The organism is Burkholderiales bacterium (assembly GCA_036262035.1).
Classification (GTDB): Bacteria; Pseudomonadota; Gammaproteobacteria; order Burkholderiales; family SG8-41; genus JAQGMV01.
Map to the genome: position 1 here is coordinate 146,799 of DATAJS010000003.1, position 18,932 is coordinate 165,730.

The window sequence follows — 18,932 nt, forward strand, 5'->3', positions numbered from 1 at the left end:
GCCGTGACGGACCACGGCGCGCGGTTCACGTCTTACTTCAGCGTCTCACCGCCGACCGTGCGGTTGCACGGGCACAGCTCGTCGGTCTGGAGGCCGTCCAGGATGCGCAGCGTCTCTTCGGGGCTGCGGCCGACGTTCAGGTTGTTCACCGTCACGTGCTGGATGGTGTTCTCCGGATCGACGATGAACGTCGCGCGCAGCGCAACGCCCGCACCCTTGTCACGCACGCCCAGCTGGTCGACGAGCTGGCCGGTGGTATCGCCGAACATGTAGTGGTTCAGGCTCTTGAGGTCCGGGTGCTCGCGGCGCCAGCCGAGCTTGCTGAACTCGTTGTCGGTCGAGCCGGCGAGCAGCACCGCGTCGCGCTCTTCGAACTGCTTCGCGAGCTTCGCGTAGCCGGTGATCTCGGTCGGACACACGAACGTAAAGTCTTTCGGGTAGAAGTAGATGACTTTCCACTTGCCCGGGAAGGACTTTTCGGTGATCGTTTCGAACGCCGACTGGCCTTTTTCTTCGTGCTGGTTGAACCCCGGCTTCACACCGGTGACGCTGAACGTTTCGAGCTTGTCGCCTACAGTCTTCATAAATTGCGTGTTCCTTTACCTGTGGTTGCTTCGAGAACAGCTTCGTCCCGAGACTTCGAAGATACGGCATACGCCCCGATAGGGGAAGTTGACTTTTTGTATCGAGGCGATAGATGCATCCTATAGAGGGCTGCAAGCGGCGCCCGTTCGGCGGGCGCATTTCTTGCGGCATGTAAAGCCATGTCCGAGCCGACCGACATGCTGGTCTCGCCGCGGGATCTCGCCGAGCGGCATCTCTTCGCGGTCGAGCCGCCGGAGGTGCTCTATCACTACACCTCGCTGCCGTCCGCTTACGCGATCCTGCGCAGCGACGCGCTGTGGATGACCAAGATCCGCTATCTCGACGACACCAGCGAGCTCGAGATCGGCATCGCGACGTTCAAGCTGCTGCTCGAGGAGCACCTGAAAGCGCCGGCGCCGCCGGACGAGCACCAGCTCTTCGAGGCGGTGCACAACGGCCTGGGCTCGGTCGCCGCGAGCAACATCTGCGTCACGAGCTTCTGCGAGCACGGCGACCTGCTGTCGCAGTGGCGATGGTATGGCGAGGGCGGGCGGGGGCTTTCGCTGGGCGTGTCCATGAAGGTCCTGCGCGGGCTCGCGCGCGGGACGATCAACCTCTGGAAATGCATCTACGACGCGGACGCGCACCGCGAGCTCTTACAGTCGATGATCGAGCGCCTGCTCGCCGCTTACCGCCTGGAGTGCGACGGCTCGGGCGGGCCGCTCGGCGCCGAGGCGAGGCACTACCTCGTCGAGCGCTTCTTCGCGAGCTTTCTGCAGATCGCGCCGATCATCAAGAACCCGAACTTCGCGGAGGAGCGCGAGTGGCGCCTGGTCACGCTGCCCGTCGACATCGACGACGAAGCCTACGGCGTCTCCATGACCGGCGATCGCATCATCGAGCGCTACGAGCTGCGCTTCCCGCGCGATGCGGACGGTATCTGCCGCGCGATCCCGCGCATCGTCGTCGCGCCGACCAAGGATCCGGAGCTGATCGGCGAAGCGATCGCGCTGCTCTGCCGCAAGCGCCGCATCGCGTGCGACACCATCGCGTACTCGCAGATACCGTTCCGGCACCGCTGACGTAGGGTGCGTGATAACGCACCGATAAAGGCGCGGTGCGCTCGCGCGCACCCTACGCAGGCCATTGCGTGGGGCTTTCAGCCCATTCCAACAGTCTTGAGTATCTCGATCCTGTAGATCACCCGCTGCTCGCCCGGCTGGCGATACGGATACCTGTCCTGCCCGAGATACTTCTTCGCCATCGCGTCGATGTGCGCGTCGGCGCCGTCCTGCGTGATCTCGCGCACGCGGCCGCGCACTTCGACGTAGCGATAGGGGTTGTCCGGATCGGCGATCGCGATCGCCACGCGCGGGTCGCGGCGGACGTTGCGGTCCTTCTGCCGCCCGACCGCGGAGTTCACCCACACCTCGCCGTCACGGTAATCCACCCACACCGGCGTCGTCTGCGGACTGCCGTCGGGCATGAGCGTGGTGAAAGCGCCGAACGCCTTCTTGTCGAAGAGATCGCGATACTTTTCCGGAAACGGCATCGAAGCGCTCCTACTTCATCTCGATGAATTCGAGCTGCACGCCGTCCGGGCCTTCGAAGAAGCACACGCGGCGGCCGCCCGAGACGACGGTCTCTTCGAGGATGTGGATGCCGCGCGCCTTGAGCTTCTCGACGATCGAGTCGAGCTCGTCGGTGTCGATCGCGAGGTGCTCCATGCCGTATTTCTGTTCGCGCTTCTGCTGTTCCAGGAACTTCGAGACGTTGAGCGACAGGCCGTGCAGGTCGAGGCGGTAGCCGCCGGCGGCGTTCTGGCTGACGATCTTCGCGCCGAGGGTCTCGACGTAGAACTTCGCAGTCGCTTCCGGATCGCGGGTCTTCAGGTGCAGGTGGTTCATCTTCAGCATGGCGGTCTCCTCCCTGTGGGAATGCGCATTGTGGCGCATTTGCCGTCGGGCCGTCATGCCGTCAAATGGATTCCCGATGGCTCCCGCTATCGCGACTCGGGAATGACGTTCAGCGCGCTTCGAGCCTGGTGTGCTCGATGAGCTTGTTCGCCCGCCACCAGGCGAGGAGCTCGCCGAAATCGCCGCCGAATTTGGTCTCCTTGAGCGCTTCGAAGACGCTGGTGCACGCGGCGATGGGCGTGGCGTCGATCCCCTGGACGGTGGCGGTGTGATCGCAGATCCAGAAAGCGCGTTCGAGCACTTCGGGCGGCAGGGTGTTCAAGGCGGGCGTTTCCGCGAGCGTCGAAGGCAGGGGCTCGGCGTGGACCGCCGCAGCGAGCGCGCAACACGCTACCAGGAAGAGGGCACGGGAGGGCGCAGGGGCTTTCGCGGGCATGGCCGGTCTCCTTTCAAGACGACGCCCGAGTCTCGCCCATGCGCGCGGGGCGCGAATCCGCCTCACTGCGTACCCCGCCGCGCCGTACGGAAACGACCTAGGCAGGCCGTCCCAGCAAGAACGCGGCCGCGAAGGTCAGAGGCTGGAGCGGAACGATTCGTAGTACTGGAGGACTTTCGGGACGTACGCCTGCGTCTCGGCATACGGCGGGATCGCGTTGCCGTTGCGCATGACCGCGCCCTCGCCGGCGTTGTAGGCGGCGATGGCGAGCTTCTTGTCGTTGCCGAACATCGCGAGCAGGTCCTTGAGGTACTTCGCGCCCGCGGTCAGGTTCTTGATGGGATTCAGGAGGTCGGTGACGCCGTAGCGCTTGCCGGTATCGGGCATGACCTGCATGAGGCCGGTCGCGCCCTTGCGCGAGCGCGCCCTGGGGTTGTAGCCCGATTCGGCGAGCACGACCGCGTGCAGCAGCGCGGCGTCGACCTTCTGCTCGGCGGCGACTTTGGCGATCATCTCGGTGAAACGGGGGGTAACCTTGACGCCGTGCGTCGGCCGGAACGACGGGCCGGCGACTGCCGTGGTCGTGGCGCCGTCGGCCGTATCGATGGTCAGCGTGCCTGCCGCGGCCGCGGGGGTGGCCTCGACGACCGGGGGTCTGGTTTTCAGGAACAGCTCGTAACGCGAGTTCACGCGGACGTCGGTGAAGTGCGCGCGCCCTTCTTCGTCGATGTAGCGATAGATATCGGCGGAAGCGGGCGCTGCGGCAGCAGCGAGCAACACGAGTCCGAAGACGTGACTGCGTCTGATCATCCAAACCTCACGAGCGATGGGTGAAAAACGGCGCGGGGAGCGTGCTTCGCGTGCCCCCTCGTTTTTGCGCGACCGGGCGTCTGACGCTCACAGGCGACAGAAAGTTCACGGCTTTTTTGCGACAATTCATGAGCTTGCCGGGGCGTCCCGGCAGAATTCAACGATCGCAGCGACTTGCAAGGAGGAATGGAGAATGAGCGCGAACTACCTGCCCGAGGTTCTGGAGACCACCGAGGCCGAGCGCCTGGCCACCGGCTTCACTTTCACCGAGGGACCGCTGTGGCACCCCGACGGCTTCTACTATTTCGTCGACCTGCGCCAGAACAAGCTCTACCGGATCACCCCCCGGCAGAAGCCGGAGCTCGTCCGCGAGACCCAGGAAGGCAACGGCACGACCTTCGACCTCCAGGGCCGGGTGATCCACTGCGAGCACAACGCCCGCGCGGTGACGCGGCTCGACCCGGCCACGGGCAAGGTCGAGGTGATCGCCGACCGCTACAAGGGCGCCCGGCTGGCCAAGCCGAACGACGTCGTGTGCCGCTCCGACGGCAGCCTCTTCTTCACCAACCCCGAGAAGCGCGTGCCGTTCGACCAGCGCGATGCGCCGAGCGATGCGAAGGAAACCAACGTCTGGGACACCGCGGGCGTCTTCCGCATCGCGCCGGACGGCGCGGTCTCGCTCGTCGGGAACTGCGAATATCCGAACGGCCTCGCGTTCTCGCCGGACGAGCGCACGCTGTACGTCGCCAATACGCGCTCGTCGAAATACATCCACGCGCTGGAGATCGACGCCGCGGGAACGATGGTGAAGCGCAGCATCTTCGCCGACATGAACGAAGGCGAGAAGCCCGGCATCCCCGACGGCCTGAAGGTCGACAGCCGGGGCCGCGTCTACTGCACCGGCCCGGGCGGGATATGGGTGTTCACGCCCGACGGCAAAAAAGTCGGCGTGATCGAGTTTCCCGAGCAGTCGGTGAACTTCTGCTTCGGCGGCCCGGACCTCAAGACGCTCTTCTGCTGCGCCCACACCTCGGTGTACACCCTGCGCGTGAAGGTGCCGGGCAACCCGCACCCCTGGTACAAGCTGCGTCGCTAGCGCCTGCGATCGTCGTCCGGCGAGGAGTAGCTCTTCAGCGCGCGCCGGATGAACTCGAACTGCGCCTTCACTCGCGTGCAGGCGTCGCACAGCGTGAGGTGCAGCCGCAGCGACGCGCGCTGCGCGAACGTGAGCTTGTGGTCGAGGTCGAGCGAGAGGAGGCGGCTCGCCTCCTTGCACGTGATCCTCATTGCGCCGCCCCCGGCGCAATCAGGATCACATTCGTCCGGCCGATCCTCATTGCGCCGCCCCCGGCGCAATCAGGATCACATTCGTCCGGCCGAGTCTCATCGCGCAGACATGAACCAGCGCTGCTCGAGGCACGCCCGCAGCGCCATGCGCGCGCGGTAGATCAGCACCCAGCAGTTGTTGGCGGTGATCGAGAGCTCCTTGCAGATCTCCTCGACCTCGATGCCCATGATCTCGCGCATCCTGAAGACGAGCGCGGCGTTCTTCGGCAGCTTGTCCATGCAGGCCTCGAGGACCTCGAAGAACTCGCGCTGCGTGAGCGCCTGCTCGGGATCGGCCCACGCCGCCGGCCGCTCGAGGTAGTGTCCGTCGTCCTTGAAGAGCGCGTCGAGGTCGTCGAGGTTGGTCTCGTCCTCGATCGGCAGCGGCCGCTCGCGGCTGGCGCGCCTGAAGTGATCGAGGATCTTGTGCTTGAGGATGCCGATCAGCCAGGTGCGCACCGCCGAGTTGCCGCCGAAGCGCCCGGCGTTCCTGATCGCCGCTTCGATCGTCTCCTGCACGCAGTCTTCCGCGTGCGACTCGTCGCGCAACTGCGCCATCGCGTAGCGCAGCAGCGCGCGGCGGTGGGATTCGAGCTCGGCGAGCTCGATCACCTCACTGCTTCCGGTTGAGCGCATCGACTTTCGCCTTGAGCGTCTGCGCGTCGTTCATGAAGGTGTCCAGTGTAACCCCGCGCGCGACGAGCACGCTCGCCGGCTTGATCGCGGCGCTGTATTCCTGGCTGCCTTCGTCGACGTCGAGCAGCCATGTGAGCGCGAGCGCGCCGCCGAAGAGGAGCACCGAAATTCCGGTGCCGACGAGCCCCAGCGTGCGCCGGCGCGCCCGGCTGTTGAGGAGCAGGTGGCGGAACAGCATGTAGGCGAGCACCGCGGCCGCGGCGGGGATCGCCACCCAGCCGATCCAGCCCTGGTCGAACGCGAACTCGAGGTATTCCAGTGCGCTGTCGAGCGCCATCACGGCGAGGAAGGCGGCGCAGGCGATCGAGCCGTGCGCGGCGAAGTTCGGCGTGCGGCCCACCGCGCTGCTCACGAACGACCAGATCGAGATCCACACCGCGATGCCCGCGGCGAACGCGAGCACCGGCGCGACGAAGGTGTATTTCTCTTCTTCCTCGAACGTCCGGACCCAGCCGTTCGCGAGCATCACCGCGAGCACCAGCGCCGCGAGCGCGACGAACACGATCGGCCGGCGGTAGAGCGCCACCGCGCGCATCGGGCGTTCCGCCGCGACCGCGTGGCCGCGCGGCCGCACCCGCAGCTGGGTGTGGCCGATGCGCACGAGATCGTCCGGTCCGATCGTCGCGGCGCTCACGCGCTCGTTGCCCGGCCGTACCGAGAGGCCGTTCAGGGTGCCCGTGCTCGAAACGCTGTAACCGGTGTCGGCGGCGGGCTCGATAACGAGGTGCGCAGGGGCGATGTACGGATCGTCGATGATGACGTCGGCGTCGTAGCCGCGCCCGATGCGGCAAGGCCAGCGGTAGACTGCGTGGCGCACCGTCACGTCGCCGTGGCGGTCGACGATCTCGACGAAGGCTAGCGGTTCCATTCGATGCTTTCGATATAGCGCCGCGCGAAGCTCATCGCGGCCTCGAACGGCACGCCCTGCATGTTGAGCGACGAGTGGAGCGCGCGCTTCGAGCTGTCCACCGTCGCCAGCCGCGCGAACACGTCGTACAGGCCGGTGAAGCGCTTGTAGGCGCGGCTGCAGATCACGAGCTTGCCGCGCGTGCCTTTGAGCGCCACGACGCTGTCGTGGCAGGCCCAGCGCGTGTGGTGCTTGCGGTCGTAGCCGCTGGCGCGCGGATCGAAACGGCTTTCCTGGAGGCTCGCGAAGCGCAGCGTCCCGAGCTTCACGCTGCGCAGCACGTTGTGCCGAAAGGCGACGGTGCCGGTCTGCAGCCGCGGATCGATGTACAGCGAGGACGGCAGATGGCAGCCGTAGCTGTCGATGGTGTAGGCCTTGTCGGTCTCGCGGTTGGTCGACGCCGAGCACTGCATGAGCTCGCCGGTCTTGCCCGGCAGGGTGAACTCGTCGAACTTCTCGACCGCCATGCGGCCTTTGAGCACCGCCTGCATGAGCGATTGCCCGTGCGCGAGCAACTGCGCCCCGACGAGCGTGCGGAAGTCGGCTTCGGTGTGCTCGGTCTTCGCGGCGGTGTCGAGGAGCTGCCGCGCGTACTTCGCCGGCACCATCAGGCTCACGAGCTGACCGTCGCGGCGGCTCGCGACGTTCACGCCGTACACCCGGCCGTTCGCGTCGAGCGCTGGCCCGCCGCTCATTCCCGGATTCACCGCGCCGGTGAAATGGAAGTGCTCGTAGTACTGGTCTTCCGATCGGCCGTTGTACGTGCCTTCGGTGACGGTGATGCCCTGACCGAGCGGATAGCCGATGGAGAAGGCGCGGTCGCCCTTGGAGAGCGCGGCGTCGCGAAACTTCAGCGGCGGCGCGTCGGCGATGTCGCTCTGGACGACGGCGAGGTCGTGCACGACGTCGATCGCGAGTATGCGCAGCGGTCCGCGGCGCCCGTCGGGCAGCACGTATTCGAGGCGGTAGGTTTCGGGCTCGAGCGCCTTGTCGGCGACGACGTGGTAGTTCGTCACCATGACGCCGTGAGAGCCGGCGACGAAGCCGCTGCCGGTCGACGTATGCGAGTTGCTGCGGCCGAGCAGGACGCGGATCTGCGCGACGCTCGCGCGGCTGTGGTCGAAGATCGCACGCGCGTGCGCCGAGAGATCGTTCTCCTGGGCGTTTGCGGCGGAAGCGAGCATCGCGGCTGCATGCGCGATGAGGAAGGCGAGGATGCGGATGCGCATGAGCCGAATTGTAAGGCGATCGCCGGCGGGCCGGCGATCGCCTCGGACCGCGCTCAGCGGTTCGGACCGCTCTCCGACGGCGAGCTCGGGAACGTGAACGTCTTCGTCATCATCTTCCTGTCCATGAACTGCGAGCCGGTGAGCATGCCTTTCCTGCCGGTGTCCATCATGTCGTACTGCTGGCCCATGTAGGTGAGGAACTCCTGGCGGCTCACCATGCCGTCCTTGTTGTTGTCCATCGCGCGCATCATGCGCTCGCTCCAGAAGTGGCTGGAGAACTCGACCGCCGCCGACGGGAAGGGGCTTTGCGCGGCCGCGCCCGTTGCCGCGAACGCGAGCACGCAGGCGGCGAGCATCGTCTTCATTCGAGTGATCATCGTCGTCTCCTCGCCGCGCGCGTCAGATGATCGCGCCGAGCGTGCTGCCGTGCTCGTACGCCGCGGTCGGGAAGGTCGGCGTGCGCGCGCCCTGCGCGTCGGCGGGGACGACGATGCGCTCGGCATACCACGCGCCGGGCGCTTCCGACACCGACGTCGGCGTGGCCTGCGCCGCGCCCGCGGCGAGCAGAAGGGTGCCGATGAGAAGCTTCGAAACAGAGGCTTTGGTCATGACGATTCTCCTGTAAGGGTGGGGTAGCCGGCGCGCTCGCACGCACCGTGCGCGTTAGACGCGACCGGTGCTGCGCCCTTACGGGAGAATTTTTGGGGGACTGCTGTAAGGAAGTGCGGTCTGGAGCGACGCGCGGTCGGCAAAGAGATCGTCATTCCCGACCCGCGTCAGCGGGATCGGGAATCCATTTTGAAAGGGCCTCGAAAATGGATTCCCGCTTTCGCGGGAATGACGGACGCGGGTTATTCCGCTTTCAAGCCCGCCGCCCTGATGATCGGAAACCACTTGTCGATCTCGGCGCGGTGGTGCTTCGACAGCCCTTGCGGGGTCTGCTCTTCGCGCGTCGGGATGTCCTGTCCGAGGTCGGCGAATCGCTTCTTCACGTCGGCGTCGGTGAGGGTGTCGACGATCGCCGCGTTGAATTTGCCGACGACGTCGCGCGGCGTGTTCTTCGGGAACCAGTAGCCGTGCCAGACCGCGGTGTACAGGCCCGGGAGGCCGGCCTCGTCCACGGTCGGAATCTCGGGCGCCGCCGCTTGCCGTGTCTTTGCGGTCACGCCGTATGCGCGCAGCTTGCCGGCCTTGAGATGCGCGGAGATGTTCGATACCTGCGTGACGTAGAGATCGGCTTCGCCCGCGAAGAGCGCTTGCAGCGCCGGCGCGCCGCCGCGATACGGCACGTACTGGAACGTCGTGCCGATCGCGTTCTGGAAGTAGAGCGCCGCCATGTGCGATGCGCCGCCGACGCCGCCGGTGGCCATCAGCGCCTTGCCCGAGTTCGCCTTGGCCCACGCGACCAGCTCCTTCAGGTTCTGCGCGGGGACGGCCGGCTTGGAGATGATGACCTGCGGGTTGGTCGCCACCATCGCCACCGGCTCGAGGTCGGTCACGAGGTTGTAGTTGAGGTTGTAGTACGCGCCGTTCACCACGTGCGTGCCCCAGTGGCCGAGGCTCACCATGTAGCCGTCGGGCGCGGCGCGGACCACTTTCGCCACACCGATGCTGCCGCCGGCGCCGGTGGTGTTGTCGACGAGGATGGGCTGCCCGAGCACCTTGCGCATGCGCTCGCCCATGATGCGCGCGAGCGTGTCGGTGGGGCCTCCGGCGGAGAACGGCACGACGATGGTGATGGGCTTGGCGGGGTAACCCTGCGCCGCCGCCGGGACCGCGGCGAGCAGGGCCGGGACGAACACACAGGCGAGCAGCGGTGCTTTCATTTGTTTCCTCCTCCTTGGACTTGGAAAACCTGCACGGCGCAGCGGTGGTCGCGGACAGTCTATACCTGGCGATGCGCGGTGCGTTACGCTTCAGCCTGGCGCGCCGAAAACCAATGTACGGTGCGTGGCAACGCACCGCAAAAGAGCCCAGGGGAGGAGTCATGCGTCCCGATCACGTCGGCTATCGCAGGTCGGGAATGACGATCGTAACGATCGCGGTCTCGCTCATTGCGCTGCCCTGCTTTGCCCAGACCTATCCGGCCAAACCCATCCGCATCGTCACCGCCGAGCCCGGCGGCGGCAACGACTTCACCGCGCGCACGATCGGCCAGGCGATCGGCGGCCGGCTCGGGCAGCCGTGGGTCGTCGACAACCGCGGCGGCGCGGGCGGATTGATCGCGGCGGAGATCGTCGCGCGCGCGCCGGCAGACGGTTACACGCTGCTCGTCTACGCCGGCAACATCTGGACGATCCCGCTGCTCCAGCCCAACGTGCGTTACGACCCGCTGCGCGACTTCGCGCCGATCTCGTGGGCCGCGCGCTCGCCGAATACGCTCGTGGTGCATCCCTCGCTGCTGGTGAAGTCGGTGCAGGAGCTGATCGCGCTCGCGCGCGCAAAGCCCGGGGCGCTCTCGTATGGCTCCGGCGGCACGGGTGCGTCGACGCACTTCGCAGCCGAGCTGTTCAAGTCGATGACCAGGACCGACATCCTGCGCGTGACGTATCGCGGCAACGGTCCCGCGCTCACCGACCTCGTCGCGGGAAACATCCAGGTGATGTTCAGCCCGACCGGCGCCGCGACGCCTCATGTGAAGAGCGGCCGCGTGCGTGCGATCGCGGTGACGAGCATCGAGCCCACGCCGCTCGCGCCGGGACTGCCGACGATCGCGTCGGCGGGACTGCCGGGCTATGAGTCGATACAGATCTACGGCGTCTACGCGCCGGCGAAGACGGCCGAAGCGATCGTGCGCCGGCTCAACGAAGCGGTCGTGGCGGTGGTGGGCGTGTCCGAAGTGCGAGAGCGCTTTCTCAATTCGGGCATGGAGCCGGTGGGCAGCACGCCGGCGGAGCTCGCTTCGGCCATGAAGACCGATATGGCGCGGCTGGCCAGACTCGTGAAAGAAGCGGGGATACGCGAATAAAAGCGTTTTAACCGCAGAGGACGCAGAGGACGCAGAGGAAATCAAAGGAGAAGAACGAAATGCGGCATCCACTTAGAGAGAAGTTCGAGGCGGGCGGCGTTGCGCTCGGGTTGCTGACGAGGCTTGCGCGGTCGGCGGACATCGCGCGCATCGCGAAGACGACCGGCCACGATTTCGTGATGATCGACGGCCAGCACGGCGCCTACAACATCGAGACGATCTCGGGGATCGCGCAGGCGGCGCTCGCCCTCGGCATCGCGCCGCTCGTGCGCGTCCGGAGCTGCGACGATCCGGCGACGCAGGTGATCCTCGACGTCGGCGCGACGGGCATCGTGTTCCCCGACATCAACACCGCGGCGGAAGCGAAGCGCGCAGTGGATCGCGCGCGCTTTCCGCCGGTCGGCCGGCGCTCGGTGGCCGGCGCGTATCCTCAATTCGATTACCGGCCGATGTCGATGCCGGACACCGTCGCCGCGATCACCGATAACACGCTCGTGGTGTGCATGATCGAGACGCCCGAAGGCCTGGACAACGCCGCCGCCATCGCCGCGGTGGAAGGGGTCGACGTGATCCACGTCGGCTCGAGCGACCTGCTCACCGCGATGGGCAAGCCCGGTGCGATGGGCAGCCCGGAGCACATCGCTGCACTCGACCGCGTGTTCGCCGCGGCGAAACAGCACGGCAAGGTCGCGGGCGTCGGCGGCGACCGCAACGTGCCGCGGCAGATGGATTCGATCAGGAAAGGCGCGCAGTTCCTGACGACCAACAGCGACATCGCGTTCATGATGGCCGAAGCCAACCGCGTGACCGGCGAGCTGCGCAAAGCGATGAAGGAGGGTTGAGATGCGACACACCGAGCTGCGGCAGCGGGGACGGGCGATCCTTCAGGGCAACGAGTGCGTGTCGCCGGCGAGCGTCTACGACGCGCTGTCGGCGCGCTGTGCGGCGCTGGCGGGATTCGAGCTGGGCTTGCTGTCCGGGTCCATCGCGTCCGCAAGCACGCTGCCCGCGCCAGATCTGGTGGTGATCACGCTGACCGAGTTCGCCGATCGCATCCGGCAGGTGGTGCGCGCGGGCAACCTCACGCTGATGGTCGACGCCGACCACGGCTACGGCAACGCGCTGAACGTGATGCGCACGATCGAGGAGACCGAGCATGCGGGCGTCTCGATCGTGGCGATCGAAGACCTCGTGTTGCCGACGCCGTTCGGCGCCGAGTCCGACCGGTGCGTGTCGATCCCCGAGATGACCGGCAAGCTGCGCGCGGCGCTGGCGGCGCGCAGCGATCCGTCGCTGGCGATTGCAGCCCGCTGCGCGGCGCCCGGCATCGAAGGCACCGAAGCGACCGTCGCCCGCGCGAAAGCGTACGCGGCGACCGGCGTCGATGCGATCTTCATCGTCAACTTCGAGGATTTCGCGGTCGTCGAGGCGGTGCACGCCGCGGTGAGCCTGCCGATCATCACCGGCTCGGCAGGCGGCGGCGTCGATCGCAAGCGCCTGCGCGACGCGGGGGTGCGCATCGCGCTGCAAGGCCACCAGCCGATCGCGGCGGCGGTGAAAGCGTTGACCGAGACTTACGAGCACCTGAAGAAAGGCGGCTCGCCGTCCGACTTGAAGCCGCGCATCGCGTCCGCCGACCAGATGGCGCGCGTGACGCGCGCGGCGGATTACGACGGATGGCAGCGGGATTATCTCAGCGTGCGCTGACCGGCCAGCCCAGCCACTCGCACGCCGCGCGTCCCATGATCCACTCGAGGTCTTCGCCCGACAGCCACGGCATCTCCTCGGTGAACAACGTCACGCACTCGCGGTAGCTGCCGCGCAGGCGTGAGAGGTCGCTGCCCCACAGCATGCGCTGCGGGCCGAAGGCGTCGTAGACGCGACGGACGTATCGATGGAGGTTTCGGTACGGATACGGCGCGTCGGTATAGGAGGGCAGCGAGCTCACCTTGACGCCGATGTTGGGGCGCTTCGCGACCGCGATCAGCTTGTCGAAGTTGCGGAAGGCGTGGTCGTCCTTCACGCCCTGCTCGAGCGCCATGTGATCGAGGATGAGCTTGAGCGCGGGGTGCTTGTCCGCGATCGCGTCCATCACGTGCAGGTTCTCCTGCGAGATGCCGACATAGATCGGCACGCCGGCTTGCTCGGCGGCGCTCCACACCCAGTCGGCGTCGCCGCTCGCCAGGGTCTCGGGCGAGCGCTTGAAGTTGAAGCGGATGCCGAGCATGCCGGGCTGGTCGCGCCACGTCGGCATCCATTCCCGGTATTTCGGATCTTTCGCGTCGATCTTGCCCATGACCGCGTAGCGATCGGGATGCGCGCGTGCCGCGTTCAGCGCGAGATCGTTGCGCGTGCCGTCGAGCCGCGGCGGCACGATGACGACGCGGTCGACGCCGGCTTCGTCCATCTCGCGCAGAAGCTCGTCCGCGCCCAGCGGCTCGGGCTGGTGCGCGCGCGTGTTCGGCATCCACGGCCGCTCCGGCGTGTTGGCCGCCCAGATGTGCACCTGCGAATCGACGATCAGCACGTCACTGCTCCGTGATGCCGGCTTCGCGGATGATGCGGCCCCATTTCTCGCCTTCGCTCCGGATATAGGCGCCGAACTGCTCGGGCGTCATCGTCCACGGCTCGAGCCCGTACGGGCGCAGCGCTTCGATCGTATCGGGCGCGTTGAGGATGCGCACGATCTCCTGGTTGAGCTTCGCCACGATCGGCTGCGGGGTCTTCGCCGGCACGACGAAGCCGTACCACGCGTGCGACTCGTAGCCGGGAACCCCGGCTTCGGCGATCGTCGGAAGCTGCGGGAATATCTTGGAGCGTTTCGCCGTCGTCACCGCGAGCGCCTTGAGCCTGCCCTGCTGGATGAACGTCGCCGCGCTGGGCTGCGACGCGAAACCGAGCTGGGTCTGTCCCGCGACGAGATCGACCATCGCCGGCCCGCCGCCCTTATAAGGCACGTGCAGGAGCTCGATCTTCGTCATGCGGGCGAACAGCGCACCCGCGAGGTGCCCCGCGCCGCCGGTGCCGGACGTGCCGTAGGCCAGCGACTTCGGCTGCTTGCGCGCGAGCGCGATCAAATCCTTCACCGAGCTCGCCGGCACCGAAGGATGCAGCACGAGCACGTTGCCGCTCGACACCGCCGACGTGACCGGCGCGAGATCGCGCAACGGGTCGTAGCCGAGCTTCTTGTAGAGCAGCACGTTGGTCGCGAGATTGCCGACCGCGCCGAGCATGAGGGTGTAGCCGTCGGGCGGCGACTTGGCGGTGAGCTCCGCCGCGACCGAGCCGTTCGCGCCGGCGCGGTTGTCGACGACCACCGGTTGGCCGACCGATTCGGCGAGCCGCGTCGCGACGACGCGGCACACCGCGTCGATGCCGCCGCCCGGCGCCTGGGACGCGATCATGCGGATGGACTTGGAGGGATACTGCTGAGCGTGGACACTTGCCGCCGCCGTCATTGCGAGGAGCAAAGCGACGAAGCAATCCCGTGGCGCACGGTGTCTTTTGTTTGTTCGGCCCAAGCCATCACCTCGACGCGCGTTGCTTCGCGCTGCGTGCCGATGATATCTCGTGGAGCGAGGGTGTTACCAAGGTTTCGAACAACCGCGAGCACGTTCTAATATACAGGACGGTGTTTCATCTGCTACATTTTGTGCCGCCTTCCTGTCGTGACGTTCTTCGTTTCTTTGTGGACAAAACCGCAGCAAAAGTACTACGCGCGTTCGAGCATCTGTGCCGTGTGGAGAATCCCGTCGCGGTGAGCGCGCTCGCGAGCCGATTCAAGCTCACGCGGAGCAACGCGCACCGCATTCTTCGGACGCTGGTCGATCTGGGCTACGTCCATCAGCTCGAAAGCGGCGATTACGCGCCTACGCTCAAGATGTGGGAGCTCGGCAGCCTCGTGCTCGGCCGTCTCGATTTCGTGCAGATCGCCAAGCCCTATCTGAAGCAGCTCAATGCCTCGACCGGCGAGTCCGTCTACCTGGCGGCCGTGAGCGCCGGGACGGTGGTCTACCTCGACGTGCTGGAGAGCAGCTATCCGATTCGCATCAACGCGACGATCGGCGGCGCTGCCCCTCCCCACTGCAGCGCGAGCGGCAAGCTCCTGTTGGCTTTCAACGGCGAGTTCGCGGATGAGTATCTGAAGAAGACACTGGACAAGCACACGGCGCGCACTCTCACCAAGCCGGCCGAGGTGCGGAAGGTGCTCGAGAACGTGCGCAAGAACGGTTACGCGATCAACGACGGCGAATGGCGCGAAGGCGTTTGCGGTGTCTCCGCTCCGATCCACACCGCGTATCGGCAGGGGATCGCCGCGATCGGCATCACCGCTCTCAAAGAGCGCACCAATCGCACGAAGCTTCTCGGCTTCGCCGAAGCGCTCAAGCAGACCGCCGCGCGGATCTCGCGGGAGCTGGGCTACCGTCCGATGCTGGCGCGCGCGGGTTCCTCCACGCTCGCCGCCTGATTACCGAACGCCTGCCAGGAGCGCGTTCGCGTCCGGCAGCGTCTCGAGCGTCAGGATCGTTGCTATCAGACGTTCGGCGCGCTCGCGGTCGAGCGGAGCAGGGCCCGCCTGCAGGCAATCGAGCGCCTTGTCGCTCAGGTCGCGTTCGCTGAGGGGCGCCTTCTCCGAGCCGGGGATGTGCTCGACGTGATGCTCGCGCCGCCCGTGTCGCCGGGTGGTGAGCGCCACCGTCGCGGCACGGCTGTTGCCCCATGCATTCTCCACGCGCACTTCGATCGATCGGGCGAAGCGCACCGTCTGCGGGTCGCAGACCGCCCCCGGCGCGATATCAGCGACTCCGAATCGTTTGCGCAGCATCGCCACCGCGACGGAATACTGGACGCTGAACTGCGCCGCGACCTGCGGATCCTCGCCCGGGTCGAACGGCGCGCCCACCAGGCGGTGCACATAAGGCGAGATCGTTACGTCGGCGCTTACGATGTCCTGGGAATCCGGGGCGAACTCTCGCGCGAGATAGAGCGCGGCCTCGACCGCGGTGTGGTTGCAGGCGCAGCTCGGATAGCGCTTCACCCCGGTGTGCACGTGGGGCCAGGTGCGGCCCAGTCCATCAAACAGGAGTGCGGGCTCGCCGTTCTGATAGAGATCGTAAAAGCCGGAGCGTCCTTCGAACGCCTGAGTCGCCGCGGTGATGCCGCATGCCGCCATCGAAGCCGCGAGCACGCCGTCGTGTGCGGCGAAAGACGACGAGTAGCGTTTCGCGAGGCTGCGTTCGATATTCGGAAGCTGGGTCGCGGCGGCATGGTTCGCCGCGAGCCCGAACGCATGCGCCGTCGCTTCGGCGTCGAGCCGCATGAGACGCGCCGCGGCCGCGGCGGCGCCGAAGATTCCGTAGATGGACGTGAGATACCAGCCTTTGTGCGGCAGCGCGGATGCGGCCCCGAGCCGTGTCACGACGTCGTTACCCAGCACCAGCGCTTCGAGGAGCTCGCGCCCGCTGCGATCCTCTCGCTCGGCGACCGCGAGGGCCGCGGGCAACACGACGCTGTCGGCGTGCACGCTCCCGCGCTCCGTAGCGCGCATGCCGTCGAAGTCGAGCGCCGCGGATGCCGCGCTGTTCAGGAATGCCGCAACGCGCGCGGGCAGGCGCACCGCCGTCGTCCAGACGCTGCCGTGCGCGGCTCCGCCTTCTTCGATCATCAGCGTGCGCACCGACTCTATTCCCGGCGCGTCCGCGCCGGCCCAGGCCACCGCGAGCGTATCGAGTGTCATGCGCTTCGCGGCATCGAGCGCGTCCTTAGAAAGATCTTCCCAGCGAGTCCCGGCGACGTGGGCGGCGAGGCGCTGCGATATCGACAGTTCGTCCATGTGCGCTCCGCTACTGGATGCCGGAGAGGAGACGCTCCGCGTTCCCCGACCAGATGAGCGCCTTGTCCGCTTCGGAGATGCCGCGGTTGTCGGTGAAGAGCTGGACGTCCTTGTATTTCATGCGGCCGCCCGGATCGTCGTGCGGGTAGTCGGTCGCGAAGAGGAACTGCGACGCGCCGAAGAGCTGCACGGCTTCGGTGAGCTCGGCCTCCTCGGTCTCTATCGTGAAGTACAGATTCGACTTGAAGTAATCGCTCGGTGCCTTGCGGTTCTTCGCCTTGTAGTCCTCGGGGGAGACGATGCGCTTGCCGCCCTCGAGCTTGCGATAGTTGAAGCGCGGCGCGGCGTCTTCCGATTCGTAGTCGACGACTTCGTTCTTGAACACCGAATCGAGGTGGGCGACCAGCGGCTTGATGAAGCTCACGCCGGCCTCGGTGAAGACGAAGTTGAGCTTGGGGAAGTCGTCGAGGAGGCCGCTCGTGATGAGTGAGACCAGGCTCATCTGGCCTTCCTGAGGCGCGAGCACATCGAGCCCGTTGTACTGGTAGTTGAGCAGGTTCGTGATCCGGTGGCCGTGCTGGATGTTGTGCAGGAAGAGCGGCATGCCGAGCGCTTCGGCGCGGGCGAAGAACGGCCAGAGCTCGCGGTGGCTGCCGAAAGGATCGGAGTAGCAGTGCTCCTTCACCGGGAAGACCTTGTCGAGGATGACCGCGCAAAAGCCGTTCTCCCGCGCCCACTCCATCTCGCGAATGGCGTTGTCCACGTCCTGGAGCGCCACCAGGGCGCCGCCGATCAGCGCGTCCGGGTACCGCTTCAGGAGCTTGAGGATCGAGAGGTTCCAGGAGTGCGCCATCGCGTTCGCGAGGCGCGGCTCGATCAGATAGGTGAACAGTGCCGAGGTGAGCTGGGGAAACAGGAACTGCTTGTCGATGCCGAGCTTCGCGTAGTCCGCGAGACGCTCGTCCATGTAGTACGCGCCGCGATAGCGCGCGCCGGTGCCGGGCGGGGGCAGCGGCGTCGAGCCGGGAACGCGCGGCGGCGCGCCGGGGAACTGCACGTCGACGAGGAGGCCCTTGTCGTCCCACACGAACTGGGGGCACAGCGCGGCGAATTCGTCGCCGACGTAATCGTAGATGTCGGGCGGCAGAAAATGGGTGTCTGCGTCTATGATCATGAGAGTTCCGGGATGATGAGGGCGCGCAGATCCCCGCGCGCTTACGGTTGTGCGGAGAGGTCGGCGGAGCGCACGAGCCCCGCCGACTGATCGACTTCGGTCTGGAGGAAACGCGCGAACGCTTCGCGCGTCGTGGTCTTCGGCTCCAGGCCCTGTTTGATGAAGCTGTCGCGCATGTCCGGGCTGCCGACCGCAGCGACGATCGTGGCGTTGAGCCGGTCCACGACGTTCGCCGGGACGTCCCTCGGCACCAGCACCCCGTACCAGCCGTAGCGCGCGTATCCCGGCAGTCCGGACTCGGCCACCGTCGGAAGAGACGGCATCACCACGCTCCGGTAGGGCGTGCTGACGGCGAGCAGCCGGATCTTCTTCGCGTCGGCCAGCGGTATCACCGCGGGGAAGCTGCCGAACACCATGTCGACCTGGCCCGTCGCCACACCGGTCACGCCTTCCGCCACGCCCCTGTAGGGCACGTGCACGATCTTCACGCGAGCCATGCTGTTGAAGAGCTCGTTGGAAAGATGCGCCGAGCTGGCGACGCCGGATGAGGCGTAGTTGAGCTTCGCGGGCCGGGCACGCGCGAGTCGGATCAGCTCGGCGACGTTCGCCGCGGGCACGGCAGGATGGACCGCGAGCGCGAACGGCACGGTAACGACGAGCGACACCGGAGCGAAGTCCCGCAGCAGGTTGTAAGACAGATCCTTGCGCACGAGGTGTTGCACGGTATCGGCCGCCGCGGCCATGAGAAGGGTATAGCCGTCGGCGGGCGCACGCGCCACGGCCGCGGTTGCGAGCATTCCGCCCGAGCCCGTCCGGTTTTCCACGACGACGGTTTGTCCCAGGTCGCCGGACATCTTCGACGCGACCATGCGCGCGGTGATGTCCGTGCCGCCGCCGGCGGCAAAGCCGACGAGCATGCGCATGGGCTTGTCCGGATACGCGGAAGCCGCGTGACCGATGCTCGCCGCGGCGAGCATCGCGGCTCCACAGATGGTCTTCGCGATTCGCACTGTCTCCTCCGTCTTATGTTCGATGCGCAGCCCGGGATGCCG

General features: G+C 66.7%; 23 protein-coding genes. 6 read left to right on the top strand and 17 right to left on the bottom strand.

From position 1 onward, the window contains the following. Window positions 1-32: 32 nt before the first annotated feature. Window positions 33-584 (bottom strand): peroxiredoxin, encoded by a 552-nt coding sequence (locus VHP37_01930; GenBank protein ID HEX2825081.1) that lies wholly within the window; start codon window positions 582-584, stop codon window positions 33-35. A gap of 180 nt (window positions 585-764) precedes the next feature. On the opposite strand from VHP37_01930, the gene VHP37_01935 reads away from it, so the two are divergent. Continuing rightward, window positions 765-1,667 carry a DUF2971 domain-containing protein gene (locus VHP37_01935; GenBank protein HEX2825082.1) on the top strand — a complete coding sequence of 301 codons (903 nt, stop codon included), beginning with the start codon at window positions 765-767 and terminating at the stop codon, window positions 1,665-1,667. 77 nt (window positions 1,668-1,744) lie between these two features. On the opposite strand, the gene VHP37_01940 is transcribed toward VHP37_01935, so the two are convergent. The 4 genes from VHP37_01940 to VHP37_01955 form a co-directional block, all read right to left on the bottom strand. Further along, entirely contained in the window at window positions 1,745-2,137 is a 393-nt protein-coding gene (locus VHP37_01940) for a PPOX class F420-dependent oxidoreductase (GenBank protein ID HEX2825083.1), read from the bottom strand. A gap of 10 nt (window positions 2,138-2,147) precedes the next feature. Then, complete coding sequence (locus VHP37_01945) at window positions 2,148-2,501, bottom strand: VOC family protein (GenBank protein HEX2825084.1); 354 nt, start codon at window positions 2,499-2,501, stop codon at window positions 2,148-2,150. A 109-nt stretch (window positions 2,502-2,610) separates the two neighbouring features. Beyond that, the gene (locus VHP37_01950) at window positions 2,611-2,937 is read right to left on the bottom strand and encodes a hypothetical protein (GenBank protein ID HEX2825085.1); all 327 of its coding nucleotides are present in this window, start codon (window positions 2,935-2,937) and stop codon (window positions 2,611-2,613) included. A gap of 135 nt (window positions 2,938-3,072) precedes the next feature. Beyond that, window positions 3,073-3,747, bottom strand: coding sequence for a lytic transglycosylase domain-containing protein (locus tag VHP37_01955; GenBank protein HEX2825086.1), 675 nt, complete (start codon window positions 3,745-3,747; stop codon window positions 3,073-3,075). Window positions 3,748-3,940: 193 nt separating this feature from the next. Between VHP37_01955 and VHP37_01960 the strand changes: the two genes are divergently transcribed. Continuing rightward, complete coding sequence (locus VHP37_01960) at window positions 3,941-4,843, top strand: SMP-30/gluconolactonase/LRE family protein (GenBank protein ID HEX2825087.1); 903 nt, start codon at window positions 3,941-3,943, stop codon at window positions 4,841-4,843. Here VHP37_01960 and VHP37_01965 read toward each other — a convergent pair. From VHP37_01965 to VHP37_01995, 7 genes are all read right to left on the bottom strand, one after another. Continuing rightward, complete coding sequence (locus VHP37_01965; protein ID HEX2825088.1) at window positions 4,840-5,034, bottom strand: zf-HC2 domain-containing protein; 195 nt, start codon at window positions 5,032-5,034, stop codon at window positions 4,840-4,842. The genes VHP37_01960 and VHP37_01965 overlap by 4 nt on opposite strands. 96 nt (window positions 5,035-5,130) lie before the next feature. Further along, the gene (locus tag VHP37_01970; protein HEX2825089.1) at window positions 5,131-5,709 is read right to left on the bottom strand and encodes a sigma-70 family RNA polymerase sigma factor; all 579 of its coding nucleotides are present in this window, start codon (window positions 5,707-5,709) and stop codon (window positions 5,131-5,133) included. After that, window positions 5,687-6,637 carry an FHA domain-containing protein gene (locus VHP37_01975; GenBank protein HEX2825090.1) on the bottom strand — a complete coding sequence of 317 codons (951 nt, stop codon included), beginning with the start codon at window positions 6,635-6,637 and terminating at the stop codon, window positions 5,687-5,689. Before VHP37_01975 ends, VHP37_01970 begins: the two co-directional genes overlap by 23 nt. After that, a complete protein-coding gene (locus tag VHP37_01980; GenBank protein ID HEX2825091.1) occupies window positions 6,625-7,905 on the bottom strand; it encodes a serine protease in 1,281 nt (426 codons plus the stop codon). The genes VHP37_01975 and VHP37_01980 overlap by 13 nt, the downstream gene beginning before the upstream one ends. Window positions 7,906-7,958: 53 nt before the next feature. Next, a complete protein-coding gene (locus VHP37_01985; protein HEX2825092.1) occupies window positions 7,959-8,282 on the bottom strand; it encodes a hypothetical protein in 324 nt (107 codons plus the stop codon). A 22-nt stretch (window positions 8,283-8,304) separates the two neighbouring features. Beyond that, window positions 8,305-8,514, bottom strand: coding sequence for a hypothetical protein (locus VHP37_01990; GenBank protein ID HEX2825093.1), 210 nt, complete (start codon window positions 8,512-8,514; stop codon window positions 8,305-8,307). A 242-nt stretch (window positions 8,515-8,756) separates the two neighbouring features. After that, entirely contained in the window at window positions 8,757-9,731 is a 975-nt protein-coding gene (locus tag VHP37_01995; protein HEX2825094.1) for a tripartite tricarboxylate transporter substrate-binding protein, read from the bottom strand. Window positions 9,732-9,892: 161 nt separating this feature from the next. Here VHP37_01995 and VHP37_02000 point away from each other — a divergent pair, with 161 nt between their 5' ends. From VHP37_02000 to VHP37_02010, 3 genes are read left to right on the top strand one after another with little or no spacing between them, the layout of a single operon-like run. After that, window positions 9,893-10,873: a tripartite tricarboxylate transporter substrate binding protein gene (locus VHP37_02000; GenBank protein HEX2825095.1), complete on the top strand. Its 981-nt coding sequence runs from the start codon at window positions 9,893-9,895 to the stop codon at window positions 10,871-10,873. Between the two features lie 59 nt (window positions 10,874-10,932). Beyond that, on the top strand, window positions 10,933-11,715 hold the full coding sequence (locus VHP37_02005) for an aldolase/citrate lyase family protein (GenBank protein HEX2825096.1): 783 nt from the start codon (window positions 10,933-10,935) through the stop codon (window positions 11,713-11,715). 1 nt (window position 11,716) lies between these two features. Then, entirely contained in the window at window positions 11,717-12,580 is an 864-nt protein-coding gene (locus VHP37_02010; protein ID HEX2825097.1) for an isocitrate lyase/phosphoenolpyruvate mutase family protein, read from the top strand. On the opposite strand, the gene VHP37_02015 is transcribed toward VHP37_02010, so the two are convergent. Continuing rightward, a complete protein-coding gene (locus VHP37_02015) occupies window positions 12,567-13,400 on the bottom strand; it encodes an amidohydrolase family protein (protein HEX2825098.1) in 834 nt (277 codons plus the stop codon). The genes VHP37_02010 and VHP37_02015 overlap by 14 nt on opposite strands. Before the next feature lies 1 nt (window position 13,401). Continuing rightward, the gene (locus VHP37_02020) at window positions 13,402-14,277 is read right to left on the bottom strand and encodes a tripartite tricarboxylate transporter substrate binding protein (protein ID HEX2825099.1); all 876 of its coding nucleotides are present in this window, start codon (window positions 14,275-14,277) and stop codon (window positions 13,402-13,404) included. A gap of 83 nt (window positions 14,278-14,360) precedes the next feature. On the opposite strand from VHP37_02020, the gene VHP37_02025 reads away from it, so the two are divergent. Beyond that, the gene (locus VHP37_02025; GenBank protein ID HEX2825100.1) at window positions 14,361-15,341 is read left to right on the top strand and encodes an IclR family transcriptional regulator; all 981 of its coding nucleotides are present in this window, start codon (window positions 14,361-14,363) and stop codon (window positions 15,339-15,341) included. Here VHP37_02025 and VHP37_02030 read toward each other — a convergent pair whose 3' ends face one another. Genes VHP37_02030 through VHP37_02040 form a run of 3 tightly spaced genes read right to left on the bottom strand, consistent with a single transcriptional unit; the run spans window position 15,342 to window position 18,890 of the window. Then, window positions 15,342-16,706: an MmgE/PrpD family protein gene (locus VHP37_02030; GenBank protein HEX2825101.1), complete on the bottom strand. Its 1,365-nt coding sequence runs from the start codon at window positions 16,704-16,706 to the stop codon at window positions 15,342-15,344. It abuts the gene before it with no gap. A gap of 10 nt (window positions 16,707-16,716) precedes the next feature. Then, window positions 16,717-17,880, bottom strand: coding sequence for an amidohydrolase family protein (locus VHP37_02035; GenBank protein ID HEX2825102.1), 1,164 nt, complete (start codon window positions 17,878-17,880; stop codon window positions 16,717-16,719). A gap of 41 nt (window positions 17,881-17,921) precedes the next feature. Continuing rightward, window positions 17,922-18,890, bottom strand: a complete 969-nt coding sequence (locus VHP37_02040; protein ID HEX2825103.1) for a tripartite tricarboxylate transporter substrate binding protein — start codon at window positions 18,888-18,890, stop codon at window positions 17,922-17,924. Window positions 18,891-18,932 lie beyond the last annotated feature (42 nt).